Origin of the sequence: Enterobacter sp. MGH 33 (assembly GCF_000534535.1) — a bacterium.
GTDB classification, from domain to species: Bacteria; Pseudomonadota; Gammaproteobacteria; order Enterobacterales; family Enterobacteriaceae; genus Enterobacter; species Enterobacter hormaechei_C.
The window spans coordinates 3,481,828-3,496,920 of the sequence record NZ_KI973212.1 but is presented as its reverse complement, the minus strand read 5'-3'; the positions used below and the strand labels follow the sequence as shown (position 1 = coordinate 3,496,920).

Annotated in this window: 17 protein-coding genes; 10 read left to right on the top strand and 7 right to left on the bottom strand. The window is 55.6% G+C overall.

The window, feature by feature from the left end; genetic code table 11:
* Positions 1-2 precede the first annotated feature (2 nt).
* Positions 3-776, top strand: coding sequence for a histidine ABC transporter ATP-binding protein HisP (gene hisP, locus L379_RS07785; protein WP_017694749.1), 774 nt, complete (start codon positions 3-5; stop codon positions 774-776).
* 140 nt (positions 777-916) lie between these two features.
* On the opposite strand, the gene L379_RS07790 is transcribed toward hisP, so the two are convergent.
* The 4 genes from L379_RS07790 to yfcG form a co-directional block, all read right to left on the bottom strand.
* A complete protein-coding gene (locus tag L379_RS07790) occupies positions 917-1,417 on the bottom strand; it encodes a GNAT family N-acetyltransferase (protein WP_015572258.1) in 501 nt (166 codons plus the stop codon).
* 44 nt (positions 1,418-1,461) lie between these two features.
* The gene (locus L379_RS07795; protein ID WP_015572259.1) at positions 1,462-2,355 is read right to left on the bottom strand and encodes a TIGR01777 family oxidoreductase; all 894 of its coding nucleotides are present in this window, start codon (positions 2,353-2,355) and stop codon (positions 1,462-1,464) included.
* A 13-nt stretch (positions 2,356-2,368) separates the two neighbouring features.
* On the bottom strand, positions 2,369-2,737 hold the full coding sequence (gene folX / locus L379_RS07800; RefSeq protein ID WP_003861432.1) for a dihydroneopterin triphosphate 2'-epimerase: 369 nt from the start codon (positions 2,735-2,737) through the stop codon (positions 2,369-2,371).
* Between the two features lie 75 nt (positions 2,738-2,812).
* Positions 2,813-3,442 carry a GSH-dependent disulfide bond oxidoreductase gene (gene yfcG, locus L379_RS07805; protein WP_003861434.1) on the bottom strand — a complete coding sequence of 210 codons (630 nt, stop codon included), beginning with the start codon at positions 3,440-3,442 and terminating at the stop codon, positions 2,813-2,815.
* A gap of 140 nt (positions 3,443-3,582) precedes the next feature.
* Here yfcG and yfcF point away from each other — a divergent pair, with 140 nt between their 5' ends.
* The 3 genes from yfcF to yfcD are packed head-to-tail and all read left to right on the top strand — an operon-like array spanning position 3,583 to position 5,457.
* Entirely contained in the window at positions 3,583-4,227 is a 645-nt protein-coding gene (gene yfcF / locus L379_RS07810) for a glutathione transferase (RefSeq protein WP_017692996.1), read from the top strand.
* 56 nt (positions 4,228-4,283) lie between these two features.
* Complete coding sequence (gene yfcE / locus L379_RS07815) at positions 4,284-4,835, top strand: phosphodiesterase (RefSeq protein ID WP_017692997.1); 552 nt, start codon at positions 4,284-4,286, stop codon at positions 4,833-4,835.
* Between the two features lie 55 nt (positions 4,836-4,890).
* Complete coding sequence (gene yfcD / locus L379_RS07820) at positions 4,891-5,457, top strand: NUDIX hydrolase YfcD (RefSeq protein WP_006811396.1); 567 nt, start codon at positions 4,891-4,893, stop codon at positions 5,455-5,457.
* A 3-nt stretch (positions 5,458-5,460) separates the two neighbouring features.
* On the opposite strand, the gene L379_RS07825 is transcribed toward yfcD, so the two are convergent.
* Entirely contained in the window at positions 5,461-6,480 is a 1,020-nt protein-coding gene (locus L379_RS07825; RefSeq protein WP_032654349.1) for a LacI family DNA-binding transcriptional regulator, read from the bottom strand.
* A gap of 236 nt (positions 6,481-6,716) precedes the next feature.
* On the opposite strand from L379_RS07825, the gene L379_RS07830 reads away from it, so the two are divergent.
* The 5 genes from L379_RS07830 to L379_RS07850 all read left to right on the top strand — a co-directional run bounded on the left by L379_RS07830 (position 6,717) and on the right by L379_RS07850 (position 10,698).
* Positions 6,717-7,160 carry a PTS sugar transporter subunit IIA gene (locus tag L379_RS07830; protein WP_017383438.1) on the top strand — a complete coding sequence of 148 codons (444 nt, stop codon included), beginning with the start codon at positions 6,717-6,719 and terminating at the stop codon, positions 7,158-7,160.
* Positions 7,161-7,239: 79 nt separating this feature from the next.
* The gene (locus L379_RS07835) at positions 7,240-7,512 is read left to right on the top strand and encodes a PTS sugar transporter subunit IIB (RefSeq protein ID WP_003861447.1); all 273 of its coding nucleotides are present in this window, start codon (positions 7,240-7,242) and stop codon (positions 7,510-7,512) included.
* Positions 7,513-7,533: 21 nt separating this feature from the next.
* Positions 7,534-8,925 (top strand): PTS ascorbate transporter subunit IIC, encoded by a 1,392-nt coding sequence (locus L379_RS07840; RefSeq protein ID WP_017383437.1) that lies wholly within the window; start codon positions 7,534-7,536, stop codon positions 8,923-8,925.
* The gene (locus L379_RS07845) at positions 8,922-9,752 is read left to right on the top strand and encodes a transketolase (protein ID WP_015572264.1); all 831 of its coding nucleotides are present in this window, start codon (positions 8,922-8,924) and stop codon (positions 9,750-9,752) included. Before L379_RS07840 ends, L379_RS07845 begins: the two co-directional genes overlap by 4 nt.
* Positions 9,745-10,698: a transketolase family protein gene (locus L379_RS07850; protein ID WP_015572265.1), complete on the top strand. Its 954-nt coding sequence runs from the start codon at positions 9,745-9,747 to the stop codon at positions 10,696-10,698. Before L379_RS07845 ends, L379_RS07850 begins: the two co-directional genes overlap by 8 nt.
* Before the next feature lie 108 nt (positions 10,699-10,806).
* On the opposite strand, the gene pta is transcribed toward L379_RS07850, so the two are convergent.
* Both pta and ackA read right to left on the bottom strand, forming a co-directional pair.
* On the bottom strand, positions 10,807-12,948 hold the full coding sequence (gene pta, locus L379_RS07855) for a phosphate acetyltransferase (protein WP_017383435.1): 2,142 nt from the start codon (positions 12,946-12,948) through the stop codon (positions 10,807-10,809).
* A 75-nt stretch (positions 12,949-13,023) separates the two neighbouring features.
* Positions 13,024-14,226, bottom strand: coding sequence for an acetate kinase (gene ackA / locus L379_RS07860; protein ID WP_015572267.1), 1,203 nt, complete (start codon positions 14,224-14,226; stop codon positions 13,024-13,026).
* A gap of 337 nt (positions 14,227-14,563) precedes the next feature.
* Between ackA and yfbV the strand changes: the two genes are divergently transcribed.
* On the top strand, positions 14,564-15,019 hold the full coding sequence (yfbV, locus tag L379_RS07865; protein WP_017383434.1) for a terminus macrodomain insulation protein YfbV: 456 nt from the start codon (positions 14,564-14,566) through the stop codon (positions 15,017-15,019).
* The last annotated feature ends 74 nt before the right edge of the window (positions 15,020-15,093 follow it).

Below are 15,093 nucleotides of genomic sequence, written 5' to 3'. Positions count from 1 at the left end.
TGATGGCTGAGAACAAATTAAACGTAATTGATTTGCACAAGCGCTACGGCGAACATGAAGTGCTGAAAGGGGTGTCGCTGGAGGCTAACGCGGGCGACGTGATCAGTATTATCGGCTCATCAGGTTCGGGTAAAAGTACCTTCCTGCGCTGCATCAACTTCCTCGAAAAGCCGAGCGAAGGATCGATTGTGGTGAGCGGACAGAACATCAACATGGTCCGTGATAAAGACGGCCAGCTTAAAGTGGCGGATAAAAACCAGCTGCGCCTGCTGCGTACACGCCTGACGATGGTGTTCCAGCACTTCAACCTCTGGAGCCACATGACGGTGCTGGAGAACGTGATGGAAGCGCCGGTTCAGGTGCTCGGCTTAAGCAAGCAGGAAGCCCGCGAGCGTGCGGTCAAATACCTGGCGAAAGTGGGTATCGACGAGCGGCAGCAGATCAAATATCCGGTGCACCTGTCAGGGGGGCAGCAGCAGCGTGTTTCCATCGCCCGTGCGCTGGCGATGGAGCCGGAAGTGTTGCTGTTTGACGAACCGACTTCCGCGCTGGATCCTGAACTCGTTGGCGAAGTGCTGCGCATCATGCAAAAGCTGGCGGAAGAGGGCAAAACGATGGTGGTGGTGACGCACGAGATGGGCTTCGCCCGTAACGTTTCTAACCACGTTATCTTCCTGCATCAGGGGAAAATTGAAGAGCAGGGTCATCCGAATGAGGTGCTGGCGAACCCGCAAAGCCCGCGGTTGCAGCAGTTCCTGAAAGGCTCGTTGAAGTAGGTTTGGCCTTTCTCCCTCTCCCTGTGGGAGAGGGCCGGGGTGAGGGCATCAGGCCGCAGAGCCGCCCAATTGCCCGGTGGCGCTTCGCTTACCGGGCCTACAAAACCCGTAGGCCGGGCAAACGCAGTGCCGCCCGGCATTCAACACTCCAGCCGATACACCCAGTCGTCATACCGTACGCCGTTAATCTCGTACGCCTTCTCCAGCACCTGCGTGCGCACAAAACCCGCTTTCTCAAGGACCCGCACCGACCCAACGTTATCTGCCAGCACGTACGCGTTTATCGCCTTCACGCCCGTCTGGTTAAATGCATACTCGCACACCGCGTGCAGCGCCTCGCTGGCAATGCCTTTTCCCTGCGCGGCAGTCACAACCGTGTAGCCAATATCCGCCTCTTCACGGTTCGCCGCACTGATTTGCAGGCCGATATCCCCGAGCGGCGTAACGTCGTTATGCAGACGGATCACAAAGACATGCTCCGCCATCAGGCGCGCGGCAAATACGCGGCGCGTCTCTTTTTCCGGCGTGATAGCGGCCATATAGCGCATGATGGCGGGGTCTTCACGCAGAGAGCGGAAGAACGCCCAGTCAGAAGGTTCGAAAGGGGTGAGGTGAAGCCGGGTTGTGGTAATGGTTGCCATAGTTACGCCATCTCATCCAGACATGGCGTATAACTCTAACATATTCACTGCACCACATCCCCCAGCGCCTCTTCCAGGTCATACCAGCGGAACGTGAACCCGGCCGCTTCCAGCCGTTTTGGCAGCGCGCGTTGCCCGCCCAGCACCAGCACCGAAGACTCACCCATCAACAGACGAATCGCCGTTGCAGGCACGCGCAGCACCGCCGGGCGATGCAGGGCATGCCCCAGGGCGTGAGCAAATTGTTCATTACGTACGGGGTAAGGGGATACCATGTTAAATGGCCCGCGCAGATCGTTATCCAGCAGCCAGAGAATGCCGTTGACCATATCGTCGATATGGATCCACGCCAGATACTGACGACCGTTGCCGATGGGCCCGCCAAGCCCCATTTTAAACGGCGGCAGCATTTTACCGAGAATACCACCCTTCGGCGCAAGTACCACGCCGGTGCGCAGCAGGCAGACGCGGGTACGATCGCTTTGCGCCGCGCAGGCGATGCGCTCCCACTGGGCGCAGAGTTTATGGGTAAACTCGTTGTGCGGCGGCTCCTCTTCGGTCACCACCACTTCACCGAGATCGCCATAGTAGCCTGTAGCAGAGCCGGAAATCAGCACCGAAGGCGGCGTCTCGCTGTTGCGAATCAGCTCAACCAGCCTTTCGGTCATGTTCCAGCGGCTGCTGCATAAACGCTGTTTTTGCTCTTCGGTCCAGCGTTTATCGGCGATAGGTTCGCCAGCAAGGTTGATGACGGCGTCAAAGCCGTTCAGATCCTGCCTTTCCGCCAGGCCTTTCCAGATCTCAACGCCGACTCCCAGCACCTGGCGCGCTTTCTCCGGGCTGCGCGTGACCACGGTAATGTCGTGATGCAACGCCTGCAAACGTGGAATGAGATGGCGACCAATCAGGCCCGTACCGCCGGTGAGCAGGATCTTCATACAACCTCCAGGTTTACGCCTGGCGCTGCCAGCTTAACGTCATGGAGACGGAGTCGGCGTAGCGCAAGGCGTGAAGTTTATCGATCTCCACTTCAGCATAAGTGACCCAGTGGTGTTCGCGTGCGATGTCGAGCACATCCTGAGTTAATTTTTCCAGTAGCGCAAAACGGTTGTTCTCAACGTACTGGATGATGCTTTTGGTGATCGTGCGATAGTTCAGCGCGTCATTGATGTCCTCGCTGGCACGCGCCTTGTCTGCCGGGTAGTGGATCACTACATTCACCACGATATCCTGGCGATTCGCGATCTCCTCCTCTTTGATACCAATGAACGTGCGTAAGCGTAAGTTTTTTATACGAATAATAGCGTCATGCTGGGACATTGCAGGTCTTCTCCGTGTCAGTATTTTCACCTCATCATACATGAGGAAAACACCTGCACCCAACGGGGCGCAGGCTCAAATCTGATGGATTTTTTGCATGGCGCGTTCGGTGGCCGGGCGCGTCCGGATGCGCTCAAACCAGTTGTTCACTGCCGGATAAGTGGCCAGATCGATCCGGTGGCGTTCATGGGTGTTGATCCACGGCCAGCAGGCGATATCTGCAATGCTGTAATGCTCACCTCCCAGCCACGGTGATTTTTCCAGCCGACGGTTCAGGACCCCGTACAGGCGCTGGGTTTCGACCTGATATCGCTCAATGGCGTAAGGGATCGTCTGCGGCGCATAGGCAGTAAAGTGATGATTCTGCCCCAGCATCGGCCCCAGGCCGCTCGACTGCCAGAATAACCATTGCAGCGTGTGATGACGCTCGCGCAGCTCCCCGCTCAGGAGCTTGCCGGTTTTCTCTGCCAGATAGAGCAAAATCTCTCCGGACTCAAACAGGCTTAACGGTTTGCCGCCGTCAGAGGGCAGGTTATCAATGATGGCCGGAATTTTATTGTTGGGCGATATGGCCAGAAAAACGGGGCGGAACTGGTCGCCTTTACTGATATCCACGCGAATGATCCGGTAGTCCACTTCGGCTTCTTCAAGAAAGAGGGTGATCTTATGGCCATTAGGGGTGGGGGCATAATAGAGATCTATCATTCTCAACTCCTGTCAGTGCGAATAGTGTTGCCATAAAAAATCAGTATAGGTGCTTGTTGTAAATCGTGAGTTTTCATCAAGTGACAGCGAGGCAAAGAGATTATATGTTGAGTGAAAACCGATCAGCCGATGAGGATGTTATGAGCCAGCCTGTAATAACGTTGTGGTCCGATGCGAACTTTTTTTCTCCTTATGTCATGAGCGTTTATGTGGCGCTGGCAGAAAAGGGGCTTACTTTTAGTCTGAAAACCGTCGACCTGGACAGCGGCGAACATCTGAAGCCCCAGTGGCAGGGCTACGCGCTCACCCGCCGTGTCCCTGTGCTGGAGATTGACGGTTTTGAGTTGAGTGAATCCTCGGCGATTGACGAATATCTTGAGGACCGCTTTGCCCCGCCAGAGTGGGAACGCATCTATCCTCACGATCTGCAAAAGCGCGCCCGCGCCCGCCAGATCCAGGCATGGCTGCGTAGCGACCTGGTGCCGATTCGCACAGAACGCTCTACGGATGTGGTGTTCGCTGGCGTCAAAAAGCCCGCCCTCAGCGAGGAAGGCTTATCCAGCGCCCGGAAGCTGATCGAAACTGCGTCATCGCTGCTGGCGCAGGGTAACCCCAACCTGTTTGGCGAGTGGTGTATTGCCGACACCGATCTGGCGCTGATGCTCAATCGCTTGATCCTCAACGGGGATGACGTCCCACAGCTGCTGGTGGATTACGCCACATTCCAGTGGCAACGCGCGTCGGTACAGCGCTATCTGGCACTCTCTGCTAAGCGCGCGGGCTGATAAGACGGGGCGCTTGAGGTATGATAGGGGCAGTCTGAATTCCTGAGGAGTAACTGATGAAACTGATGTTTGCGTCGGATATTCATGGATCGCTGCCCGCGACCGAACGCGTGCTTTCTCTGTTCGCCCAAAGCGGAGCGCAATGGTTGGTGATCCTGGGCGACGTGTTAAACCACGGCCCACGCAATGCGTTGCCGGAAGGCTACGCTCCCGCGCAGGTGGCGGAAAAACTTAATCATTTTGCCTCGCGCATTATCGCCGTTCGCGGCAACTGTGACAGCGAAGTTGACCAGATGCTGCTGCATTTTCCCATCACCGCTCCCTGGCAACAGGTGTTGATGGAAAACAGCCGTTTGTTCCTGACCCACGGGCACCTGTTCGGCCCGGATAACCTGCCGTCACTCGCCGCTGGCGATGTCCTGGTTTATGGTCATACTCATATTCCGGTGGCGGAAAAACGCGGGGCGTTTTATCACTTTAATCCCGGGTCTGTCAGCATTCCTAAAGGCGGCAATCCGGCAAGCTACGGCATGTATGAAGACGGGACATTAAGCGTTATCGCACTTAATGATCAGCAAGTTATTGCGCAGATAGCGATTAATCCGTAAGTTACACCACAACTGCAAACGCGCCGAAAGAGCGCTTAGAAGAGAAGGTTTCCCGATGGTGGAGCAGAATCATTTGGCAAGTACTGAGTGGGTTGACATTGTCAGCGAAGAGAATGAAGTGATCGCGCAGGCCAGCCGCGAACAAATGCGTGCGGAGCGTCTGCGTCACCGCGCGACGTACATCGTTGTTCATGACGGCATGGGCAAGATTCTGGTCCAGCGTCGCACCGACACCAAAGATTTTCTTCCTGGTATGCTGGATGCCACAGCAGGTGGCGTTGTGCAGGCCGATGAAGTATTGCTGGATTCCGCGCGTCGTGAAGCGGAAGAAGAGTTAGGTATCGCTGGCGTGCCGTTTGCCGAGCACGGGCAGTTTTATTTCGAAGATGAGCATTGTCGCGTCTGGGGCGGGCTGTTCAGCTGCGTTTCCCACGGACCTTTCGCCTTGCAGGAAGAGGAAGTGAGCGAAGTGTGCTGGATGACGCCGGAAGAGATCACTGCGCGTTGCGACGAGTTCACGCCAGATTCCCTTAAAGCACTGGCGCTGTGGATGACCCGCAACGCCAAAAACGAATCCGCTAAACCGGAAAATAAGGCGGAAAAAGAGGAAGAGGCTGAGTAAGCCTTAACAGCTTTCCCGCATACACAGGCTGGACGCGATGGGTTTATGATCGCGCCAGTCTCCGTCATTCAGACGTTCCAGTAACGCTTTCCCGGCTTCAATCCCAATCTTGCGATGCGGTACTGCCATCGTTGTCAGCGGCGGCTGGCAGACGCGGCTGACGTCGCTGTCGCCAAAGCCCACGACCGCTAAATCGTCCGGCACTTTGATGCGCCGACGCTGGCACTCATACAGCGCGCCGCAGGCCAGTTCATCTGATACGCACACCAGCGCATCCAGTTCCGGCCACGCCAGCAGGAACTCTGGCAGTTGTGCCGCACCGGTGGAGAAGTTCGGCGGCATGGCGGCATTAATCACTCTGTTCGGCGACAGGTGGTGGCGCAGCATCGCCTTGTACCAGCCCTGCAAATGCTGCTGAAAAATCCACTGCTCCTGGTTAGCGCACAGCAGGCCGATATTCTGGTAGCCACGCTGAATCACCATCTCGGTAAGTTCATGCATGGCGGCGACGTTATCAATCCCGATATTCATATCAATCGGATCGGCACGCATTGCACCCATTTCCATCACCGGGATAGAGGCGTTTTTCAGCCAGTGGCGTACGGTATCGGAGTGCTCGACGCTGAGCAGTATCGCCGCGGCGATATTCGAGGCCAACAGCGTTTCGAGCAGTTTCTCTTCCTGTTCAAGACGATGCTGAGATTCCGCCAGCATGATCTGATATCCGGCTGGCTGGAGCACCTGCTGTAGCCCGGCGAACATCTCGGAACAGCCAGCTTCGGAAAGATTGGGAACTACCATCGCGATCGTCCATGACGACGCCGATGCCAGTGCGCTGGCGGCAAGATTGGGCATATAACCCAGCTCCTGCACCGCGGCTTCAATTTTTTCACGCAGTTTATCGGAAACCTGTTCGGGCGTGCGGAGGGCACGGGAAACAGTCATCGTGCCTACGCCGGCAAGCTGTGCGACATCCGCGAGCGTTACTTTTCCGGTACTGCGCCGTTTTCGGGTTAAAGACATACATCTTCCTGCTGACAGGACGCGATTCAGTTTCATCCTTCATTTTACGTGACAGGCAGTATACGCCTTAAATCCCTTTTTTTGCTGTGATTTCGCACCATGATAGCAATTTGATAGCGCTATCACAGTTCTGCATGTTAGTCGTTGGTAGCGCTATCTTTGTGATCGCGATCGCAGTCATTGATTGATGGGTTGAATAGAGTTTGCCCATGTCTGGTCTTTAGCGGGAGTGAAAAATGCTCAAAAAGTGGATATATGATACAACCATCATCCTACAGGATAGCGTTGAAAGCTGGCCCCAGGCGCTGGAACTGTGCGCGAAACCGCTGCTGGATTTGCAGGTCATTGCGCCGGAATATGTCACGGCTATCATCGAGCAGCACCAGACGTTAGGTCCCTACTATGTGCTGGCTCCAGGGCTGGCAATGCCACATGCGCGACCGGAAGAAGGGGCGAAAGGACTTGGCCTGTCATTATTAAAACTAAAACAGGGCGTCTCTTTTGGTGCCGGTGAGTTTGACCCCGTCGATGTGATTGTGATGCTGGCGGCACCGGACAAGCATAGCCATATCGAAATGATCTCAGCCTTAGCGGAATTATTTTCCAGCGACGAAGATATGGCTGAATTACATCGGGCGAATACGCTGGAGGAGATAAAAACCGTTATCGATCGCTTCTGATTTAATTATTTAATCCGATTCATCTCAACATTACGCGTCAGCGTGATGGGGCGTACTCTACTCAAAAAAGGGGATAACAATGAAAATCATGGCTATTTGCGGCTCCGGCCTGGGCAGCAGTTTTATGGTCGAAATGAATATTAAAAAGGTGCTCAAAAAACTGGAAATTGAGGCCGAAGTTGAACACTCCGATCTCTCCTCGGCCACGCCGGGCGCGGCGGACCTGTTTGTAATGGCGAAAGATATTGCCGCCAGCGCCAGCGTGCCGGAAAGCCAGCTGGTGGTAATCAACAATATCATCGATATCAACGAACTCGAAGCGCAGCTGCGCGCCTGGTTCGAAAGACAATAATCCTGATAAGGCGAGGTGGATATGTTTATCCTTGAAACGCTGAATTTCGTTGTTGATATTTTAAAAGTCCCTTCAGTGCTGGTCGGGTTAATTGCTCTGATTGGTCTTGTGGCGCAGAAAAAAGCCTTTTCGGATGTGGTAAAAGGCACAATTAAAACCATTCTCGGCTTTATTGTACTGGGCGGCGGCGCAACTGTGCTGGTGGGCTCTTTAAATCCGCTCGGCGGTATGTTTGAGCACGCCTTTAATATTCAGGGCATTATTCCCAACAATGAAGCTATTGTATCGATTGCCCTGGAGAAATATGGCGCTTCCACCGCGCTCATTATGGCCTTCGGGATGGTGGCGAATATTATTGTTGCGCGCTTTACCCGCCTGAAATACATCTTCCTCACCGGGCATCACACCTTCTACATGGCATGCATGATCGGCGTGATCCTGACGGTTGCAGGCTTCGAGGGGGTCGGGCTGGTCTTTACCGGTTCGTTGATCCTCGGCCTGATTATGGCCTTCTTCCCGGCGATTGCGCAGCGCTATATGAAGCGTATTACCGGCAACGATGAGATCGCCTTCGGTCATTTCGGTACGCTGGGCTACGTGTTGTCCGGCTGGATTGGCAGCAAGGTCGGGAAAGGCTCGCGCTCCACCGAAGAGATGAACCTGCCGAAGAACCTTAGCTTCCTGCGTGACAGTTCAATCTCCATCTCCCTTACCATGATGATTATCTACCTGATCATGGCGGTGAGCGCCGGACGTGAGTACGTGGAGGCCACCTTCAGCGGCGGCCAGAACTACCTGGTGTACGCCATCATTATGGCCATCACCTTCGCGGCAGGCGTGTTCATCATCTTGCAGGGCGTGCGCCTGATTCTGGCGGAAATCGTCCCGGCCTTTACCGGCTTCTCGGAAAAACTGGTGCCCAATGCGCGGCCTGCGCTGGACTGCCCGGTGGTCTACCCGTATGCGCCAAACGCGGTGCTGATTGGCTTCCTGTTTAGCTTCCTCGGCGGGATTGTGGGCTTGTTCATCTGCGGTCAGTTTAGCTGGGTGCTGATCCTCCCGGGCGTCGTTCCGCACTTCTTCACCGGCGCAACGGCGGGCGTGTTCGGTAACGCCACCGGTGGACGCCGCGGGGCAATGATTGGCGCCTTTGCTAACGGCCTGCTGATCACCTTCCTGCCGGTCCTGCTGCTGCCTGTTCTGGGCGCAATTGGCTTTGCGAATACGACCTTCTCGGACGCTGATTTTGGTGCGGTCGGGATTGTGCTGGGCAACCTGGCACGCTTCCTGTCGCCGCTTGCCATCACCGGACTGGTTGTTGTGTTGTTCGCGCTGCTGGTGGCCTACAACGTCTTCGCTAAAAACAAACCTGCCAGCGGTAACGCGCAGGAAAACCCCGGAGCCAAATCATGAATGAGAATGAAATAACCGACCTGGCGCGTCAGATCCGCCTTGAGACGCTGAAATCCCTTACGCAGCTGGGTTTTGGTCACTACGGTGGCAGCATGTCAGTCGTTGAAACGCTGGCCGTTCTGTACGGCGCGGTGATGAAAATTGACCCGGCCGATCCGGACTGGCCAGAGCGCGATTACTTTGTGCTGTCGAAAGGCCATGCGGGGCCGGCGCTGTACAGCACGCTGGCGATTAAGGGCTACTTCCCGATTGAAGAGCTGAGCACGCTGAACCAGAACGGGACGCGTCTGCCAAGTCACCCGGATCGCCTGAAAACACGCGGCGTGGATGCCACCACCGGTTCACTGGGGCAGGGGATCTCTATCGCTGGCGGCATGGCGCTGTCGCACAAGCTGGCAGGAAGGCCAAACCGGGTGTTTTGCATCGTTGGCGACGGAGAACTGAATGAAGGACAGTGCTGGGAAGCCTTCCAGTTTATTGCTCACCATCGACTGAACAACCTGACGGTATTCGTGGACTGGAACAAACAGCAGCTCGACGGTGAACTGGACGAAATCATCAGCGCCTTCGACCTGGAAGGCAAATTCCGCGCCTTTGGTTTTGACGTCGTGACGGTGAAAGGGGATGACATTCCGGCGCTGCTGGAGGTGACCGCGCCGATCCCTGAGGCCGATGCGCGTCCGCGGGTGGTGATCCTCGACAGCATCAAAGGGCAGGGGGTGCCATATCTGGAACAGCTCAGCAACTCGCATCACCTGCGATTAACCGAGGAGAGCAAAGCGGCGCTTAACGAGACGATTCGCCAACTAGAGGCTTCACATGATTAAGGTTGCACCGACAGGACAGAAAGATGCCGTTGAGATGCGTAAGGTCTACGCGGGTTTTGTGGCAAAACAGATTGAGGCCGGGAGCGAGATCATTGCGCTCGAAGCGGATCTGATGAGTTCGATGGCGATGGACGGCGTAGCGCGTGATTATCCACAGCACGTCATCAACTGCGGAATTATGGAGGCCAACGTGATTGGGACGGCCGCCGGGCTGTCGCTCACCGGACGTAAGCCGTTCGTCCATACCTTTACCGCCTTTGCCAGCCGTCGCTGCTTCGACCAGCTGTTTATGTCCCTGGACTACCAGCGCAATAACGTGAAGGTGATTGCCTCGGATGCGGGCGTGACGGCCTGTCACAACGGCGGGACGCATATGTCGTTTGAGGATATGGGCATCGTGCGCGGTCTGGCGCATTCAGTGGTGCTGGAGGTGACCGATGCGGTGATGTTCGAAGATGTGCTGCGTCAGCTCATCGACCTGGAAGGCTTTTACTGGGTAAGGACCATCCGTAAACAGGCGCCGAGCGTGTATGCCCCGGGGTCAACCTTCACCATCGGCAAGGGCAACGTGCTGCGCGAGGGAACCGATATTACCCTGATTGCTAACGGCATTATGGTGGCGGAAGCGCTGGAGGCGGCGCGCCAGCTGGAGCAGGAGGGGGTAAGCGCAGCGGTCATCGACATGTTTACCCTGAAGCCCATCGATCGGATGCTGGTGAAAAACTATGCCGAGAAAACCGGGCGTATTGTGACCTGCGAAAATCACAGCATTCACAACGGGCTGGGGTCGGCGGTGGCGGAAGTGCTGGTGGAAACCTGTCCGGTGCCTATGCGGCGGGTGGGGGTGAAGGAACGGTATGGTCAGGTGGGTACGCAGGACTTCTTGCAGAAGGAGTATGGCCTGACGGCACATGACATTGTGTCGGCGGCGCGGGAGCTGCTGTAATAAAAAAGGCGACCATTTGTGGTCGCCTCTCTTGCCGGATGGCGCTTCGCTTATCCGGCCTATAAAACCGTAGGCCCGGTAAGCGCTAGCGCCACCGGGCTTTTTAGCTTACTGCTGCTGCGAAGACTGGATCGCGGTCAGCGCGATGGTGTAGACGATATCGTCAACCAGCGCACCACGGGACAGGTCGTTCACAGGTTTGCGCATGCCTTGCAGCATTGGCCCGATGGAGATCAGGTCTGCTGAACGCTGTACCGCTTTATAGGTGGTGTTTCCGGTGTTCAGATCCGGGAAGATGAACACGGTAGCGCGACCTGCAACCGGCGAGTTCGGCGCTTTGGATTTCGCCACGTCAGCCATTACCGCGGCATCGTACTGGAGCGGGCCGTCGATCATCAGATCCGGACGTTTTTCCTGTGCAATGCGGGTCGCTTCACGGACTTTCTCTACGTCACTACCTGCACCAGAGGTGCCGGTGGAGTAGGAGAGCATCGCGACGCGTGGTTCGATACCGAAGGCAATCGCGGAGTCCGCAGACTGGATAGCGATTTCTGCCAGCTGCTCTGCGGTTGGGTCCGGGTTGATCGCACAGTCGCCGTAAACGTAAACCTGTTCAGGCAGCAGCATGAAGAACACGGAGGAGACCAGAGAGCTGCCCGGTGCAGTTTTGATCAGCTGCAACGGTGGACGGATGGTGTTCGCGGTGGTGTGAACCGCACCGGAAACCAGACCGTCAACTTCGTCCTGCTCCAGCATCAGCGTACCCAGCACCACGTTGTCTTCCAGCTGCTCGCGCGCAACGGCTTCGGTCATGCCTTTGTTCTTACGCAGCTCAACCAGACGGGCAACGTAGCTTTCGCGGACCACGTCAGGATCAACGATTTCGATGCCCGCGCCGAGCTCAACGCCCTGAGACGCCGCAACGCGGTTGATCTCATCCGGGTTACCCAGCAGCACACAGGTCGCGATACCGCGCTCTGCACAGATGGCTGCCGCTTTAACGGTACGTGGTTCGTCGCCTTCTGGCAGAACCACGCGTTTGCCCGCTTTACGCGCCAGCTCGGTCAGCTGGTAACGGAAGGCTGGAGGAGACAGACGACGGCTGCGCTCGGAGGTCGCCGTCAGGGATTCGATCCAGTCTGCGTTGATGTAGCCCGCAACGTATTCCTGAACTTTCTCGATACGCTCGTGGTCATCAACCGGCACTTCGAGGTTGAAGCTTTGCAGGCTCAGGGAGGTCTGCCAGGTGTTAGTGTTCACCATGAAGACTGGCAGGCCAGTGGCGAACGCACGTTCGCACAGCTTGCTTACGCGTGGGTCCATCTCGTAGGCACCGGTCAGCAGGATCGCGCCGATCTCCACGCCGTTCATCGCGGCCAGACAGGCTGCAACCAGCACGTCCGGACGGTCTGCGGAGGTTACCAGCAGGGAACCTGCACGGAAGTGCTCCAGCATGTGTGGAATGCTACGTGCGCAGAAAGTTACGGACTTCACGCGGCGGGTGTTGATATCGCCTTCGTTGATCACGGTGGCGTTCAGGTGACGCGCCATATCGATTGCACGGGTGGCAATCAGATCGAAGCTCCATGGCACCGCGCCCAGAACAGGCAGCGGGCTGGAATCCTGCAACTTAGCCGGGTCAACTTTAATGACTTTCGCTTTGGAAGAGTCGTCAAAAATTTCGGACAGGTCAGGACGCGTACGGCCCTGCTCATCTACTGGCGCGTTCAGCTTGTTAACAATCACGCCGGTGATGCTGGTGTTTTTCGCACCGCCGAAGCTGCTGCGCGTCAGTTCGATACGCTCTTTCAGCTGCTCTGGGGTATCCGTGCCCTGAGACATCACGAAAACGATCTCTGCGTTCAGGGTTTTCGCGATTTCAAAGTTCAGAGACTGGGCAAACTGGTGTTTACGGGTTGGGACCAGGCCTTCAACCAGCACCACTTCCGCGTCCTGCGCGTTTGCGTGGTAGTTGGCAATGATCTCTTCCATCAGCACGTCTTTCTGGTTGCTGGAGAGCAGAGATTCAACGTGGCTCATCTTCAGCGGTTCAGCCGCTGGCAGATTGGAGTTCTTGCGAACGATGGTGGTGGTCTGGTCTGGCGCATCGCCACCGGCACGTGGCTGGGCGATAGGCTTAAAGACGCTCAGACGAACGCCTTTGCGTTCCATAGCGCGGATCACGCCGAGGCTGACGCTGGTCAGGCCGACGCTGGTTCCGGTAGGGATCAGCATAATAGTACGGGACACGGTTTATCCTCTTTCGTTACCGCCGCGTTGGGCGGGTTACAAAACAGCACCGCCAGCATTGCTGGCGGTGTGGAATCAGGCAGTCAGGCGGTGCGCGTCTTGCGCGATGACCAGCTCTTCGTTAGTTGGGATAACGATAGCAGGGCGGGTGCCTTCTTTGTTGATGAAGCCAGACTTGCCGAAGCGGGCAGCCAGGTTACGCTCATGATCAACTTCGAAGCCCAGAACGCCCAGTTTGCCCAGGGACAGTTCACGTACCATTGCCGCGTTCTCACCGATACCGCCGGTGAAGATAACAGCATCCAGACGGCCTTCCATCAGCGCGGTGTAAGAACCGATGTACTTCGCCAGACGGTGGCAATAAACGTCCATTGCACGTTTAGCGTCAGCTTTTTCTGCGTAGTTGTCTTCAACGTAACGGCAGTCGCTGGTGACCTCGGTCAGGCCCAGCAGGCCAGACTCTTTGGTCAGCATTTTGTTGATGTCGTCAACGCTCATGCCCAGGGTGTCGTGCAGGTGGAAGATGATCGCCGGGTCGATATCACCGGAACGGGTACCCATCACCAGACCTTCCAGCGGGGTCAGCCCCATAGAGGTGTCAACACACTTACCGTTGCGGATAGCGGAAACAGAACCACCGTTGCCCAGGTGGCAGGTGATGATGTTGACTTCTTCAACCGGCTTGTTCAGCACTTTTGCGGCTTCCTGAGTCACATAGAAGTGGCTGGTGCCGTGTGCGCCGTAACGACGGACGCCGTGCTCTTTGTACAGGCTGTATGGCAGGGCATAGAGGTAAGACTCTTCCGGCATGGTCTGATGGAACGCGGTATCGAACACGGCCACGTTTTTGTCTTTCAGACTCGGGAAGGATTTCAGTGCTTCAGCGATACCGATCAGGTGCGCCGGGTTATGCAGCGGTGCGAAAGACGCAGAGTCTTTGATACCCTGGATCACGGAGTCGTCGATTACCACGGAACTGGTGTATTTTTCGCCGCCGTGGACGATACGGTGACCAATTGCGGTCAGCTGAGCAGACAGTTCTGGTTTTTGTGCCAGAATAGTGTTAACGATAAAGTTCAGCGCTTCACTGTGAGCGGCGCCTGCACCTAAAGCCGCTTCTTGTTTGCTGCCGTCCATCTTCCACTTGATACGTGCTTCAGGCAGATGGAAACATTCGGCCAAACCAGAGAGGTACTCGTCACCGTTGAGCGCATCGATGATGGCGAATTTCAGTGAGGAGCTACCGCAGTTCAGAACCAGTACTAACTTACTCGACATGGAAGTACCTATTATTGATACGTGGCTAAAAAAACGTCAGTGAGTCTAAAAGCGTAACGCATGCTGACCCAGACATTTATGATTAACATCATGCCAAACAAACATTCTGGCAGGATGGAAGAAATACCTATGATTTTAAGCCATTTTGAACATTTTTCAGACAATGGCATAATATGCGATAATTTGACGAGTTAACGCTTATCGTCTACGGCCCTATCAGGCTGGCACAGGATACCCGATACGGGGTAGCGATGACAAAATATTTTGAACGTTGTCATAGCCTGTTGTGGTTTTGCACGAAAATTTTAATTTTTATATGTGAAGTTGAGGTACAGCCATGTCGACACCCGAAATCCCGTCCGTGAACTTTTTTAGTCTGTTTCGTCGGGGACAGCATTACGCAAAGACATGGCCGATGGAAAAGCGCCTCGCGCCCATGTTTATTGAAAATCGCACTATTCGCGCCACGCGCTATGCGATTCGCTTTATGCCCCCGATTGCCGTTTTTACCCTGTGCTGGCAGATAGCGTTAGGTGGACAGCTTGGCCCTGCCGTCGCGACGGCGCTTTTTGCGTTAAGCCTGCCGATGCAGGGGCTATGGTGGTTAGGCAAACGTTCCGTCACGCCACTTCCGCCTTCTGTTTTACACTGGTTTTATGAAGTGCGTGGAAAACTGGAGGAGGCGGGCCAGGCGCTGGCACCGGTTGAAGGCAAGCCAGACTATCAGGCGCTGGCGGATACCCTCAAGCGTGCGTTTAAACAGCTTGATAAAACATTCCTCGATGACTTGTGATTGATCATCGAAACGACGACCAAAAGAAGGCACAGTAACAATCAGTTACCGTGTCTTTTTTTTACAGTGCAATG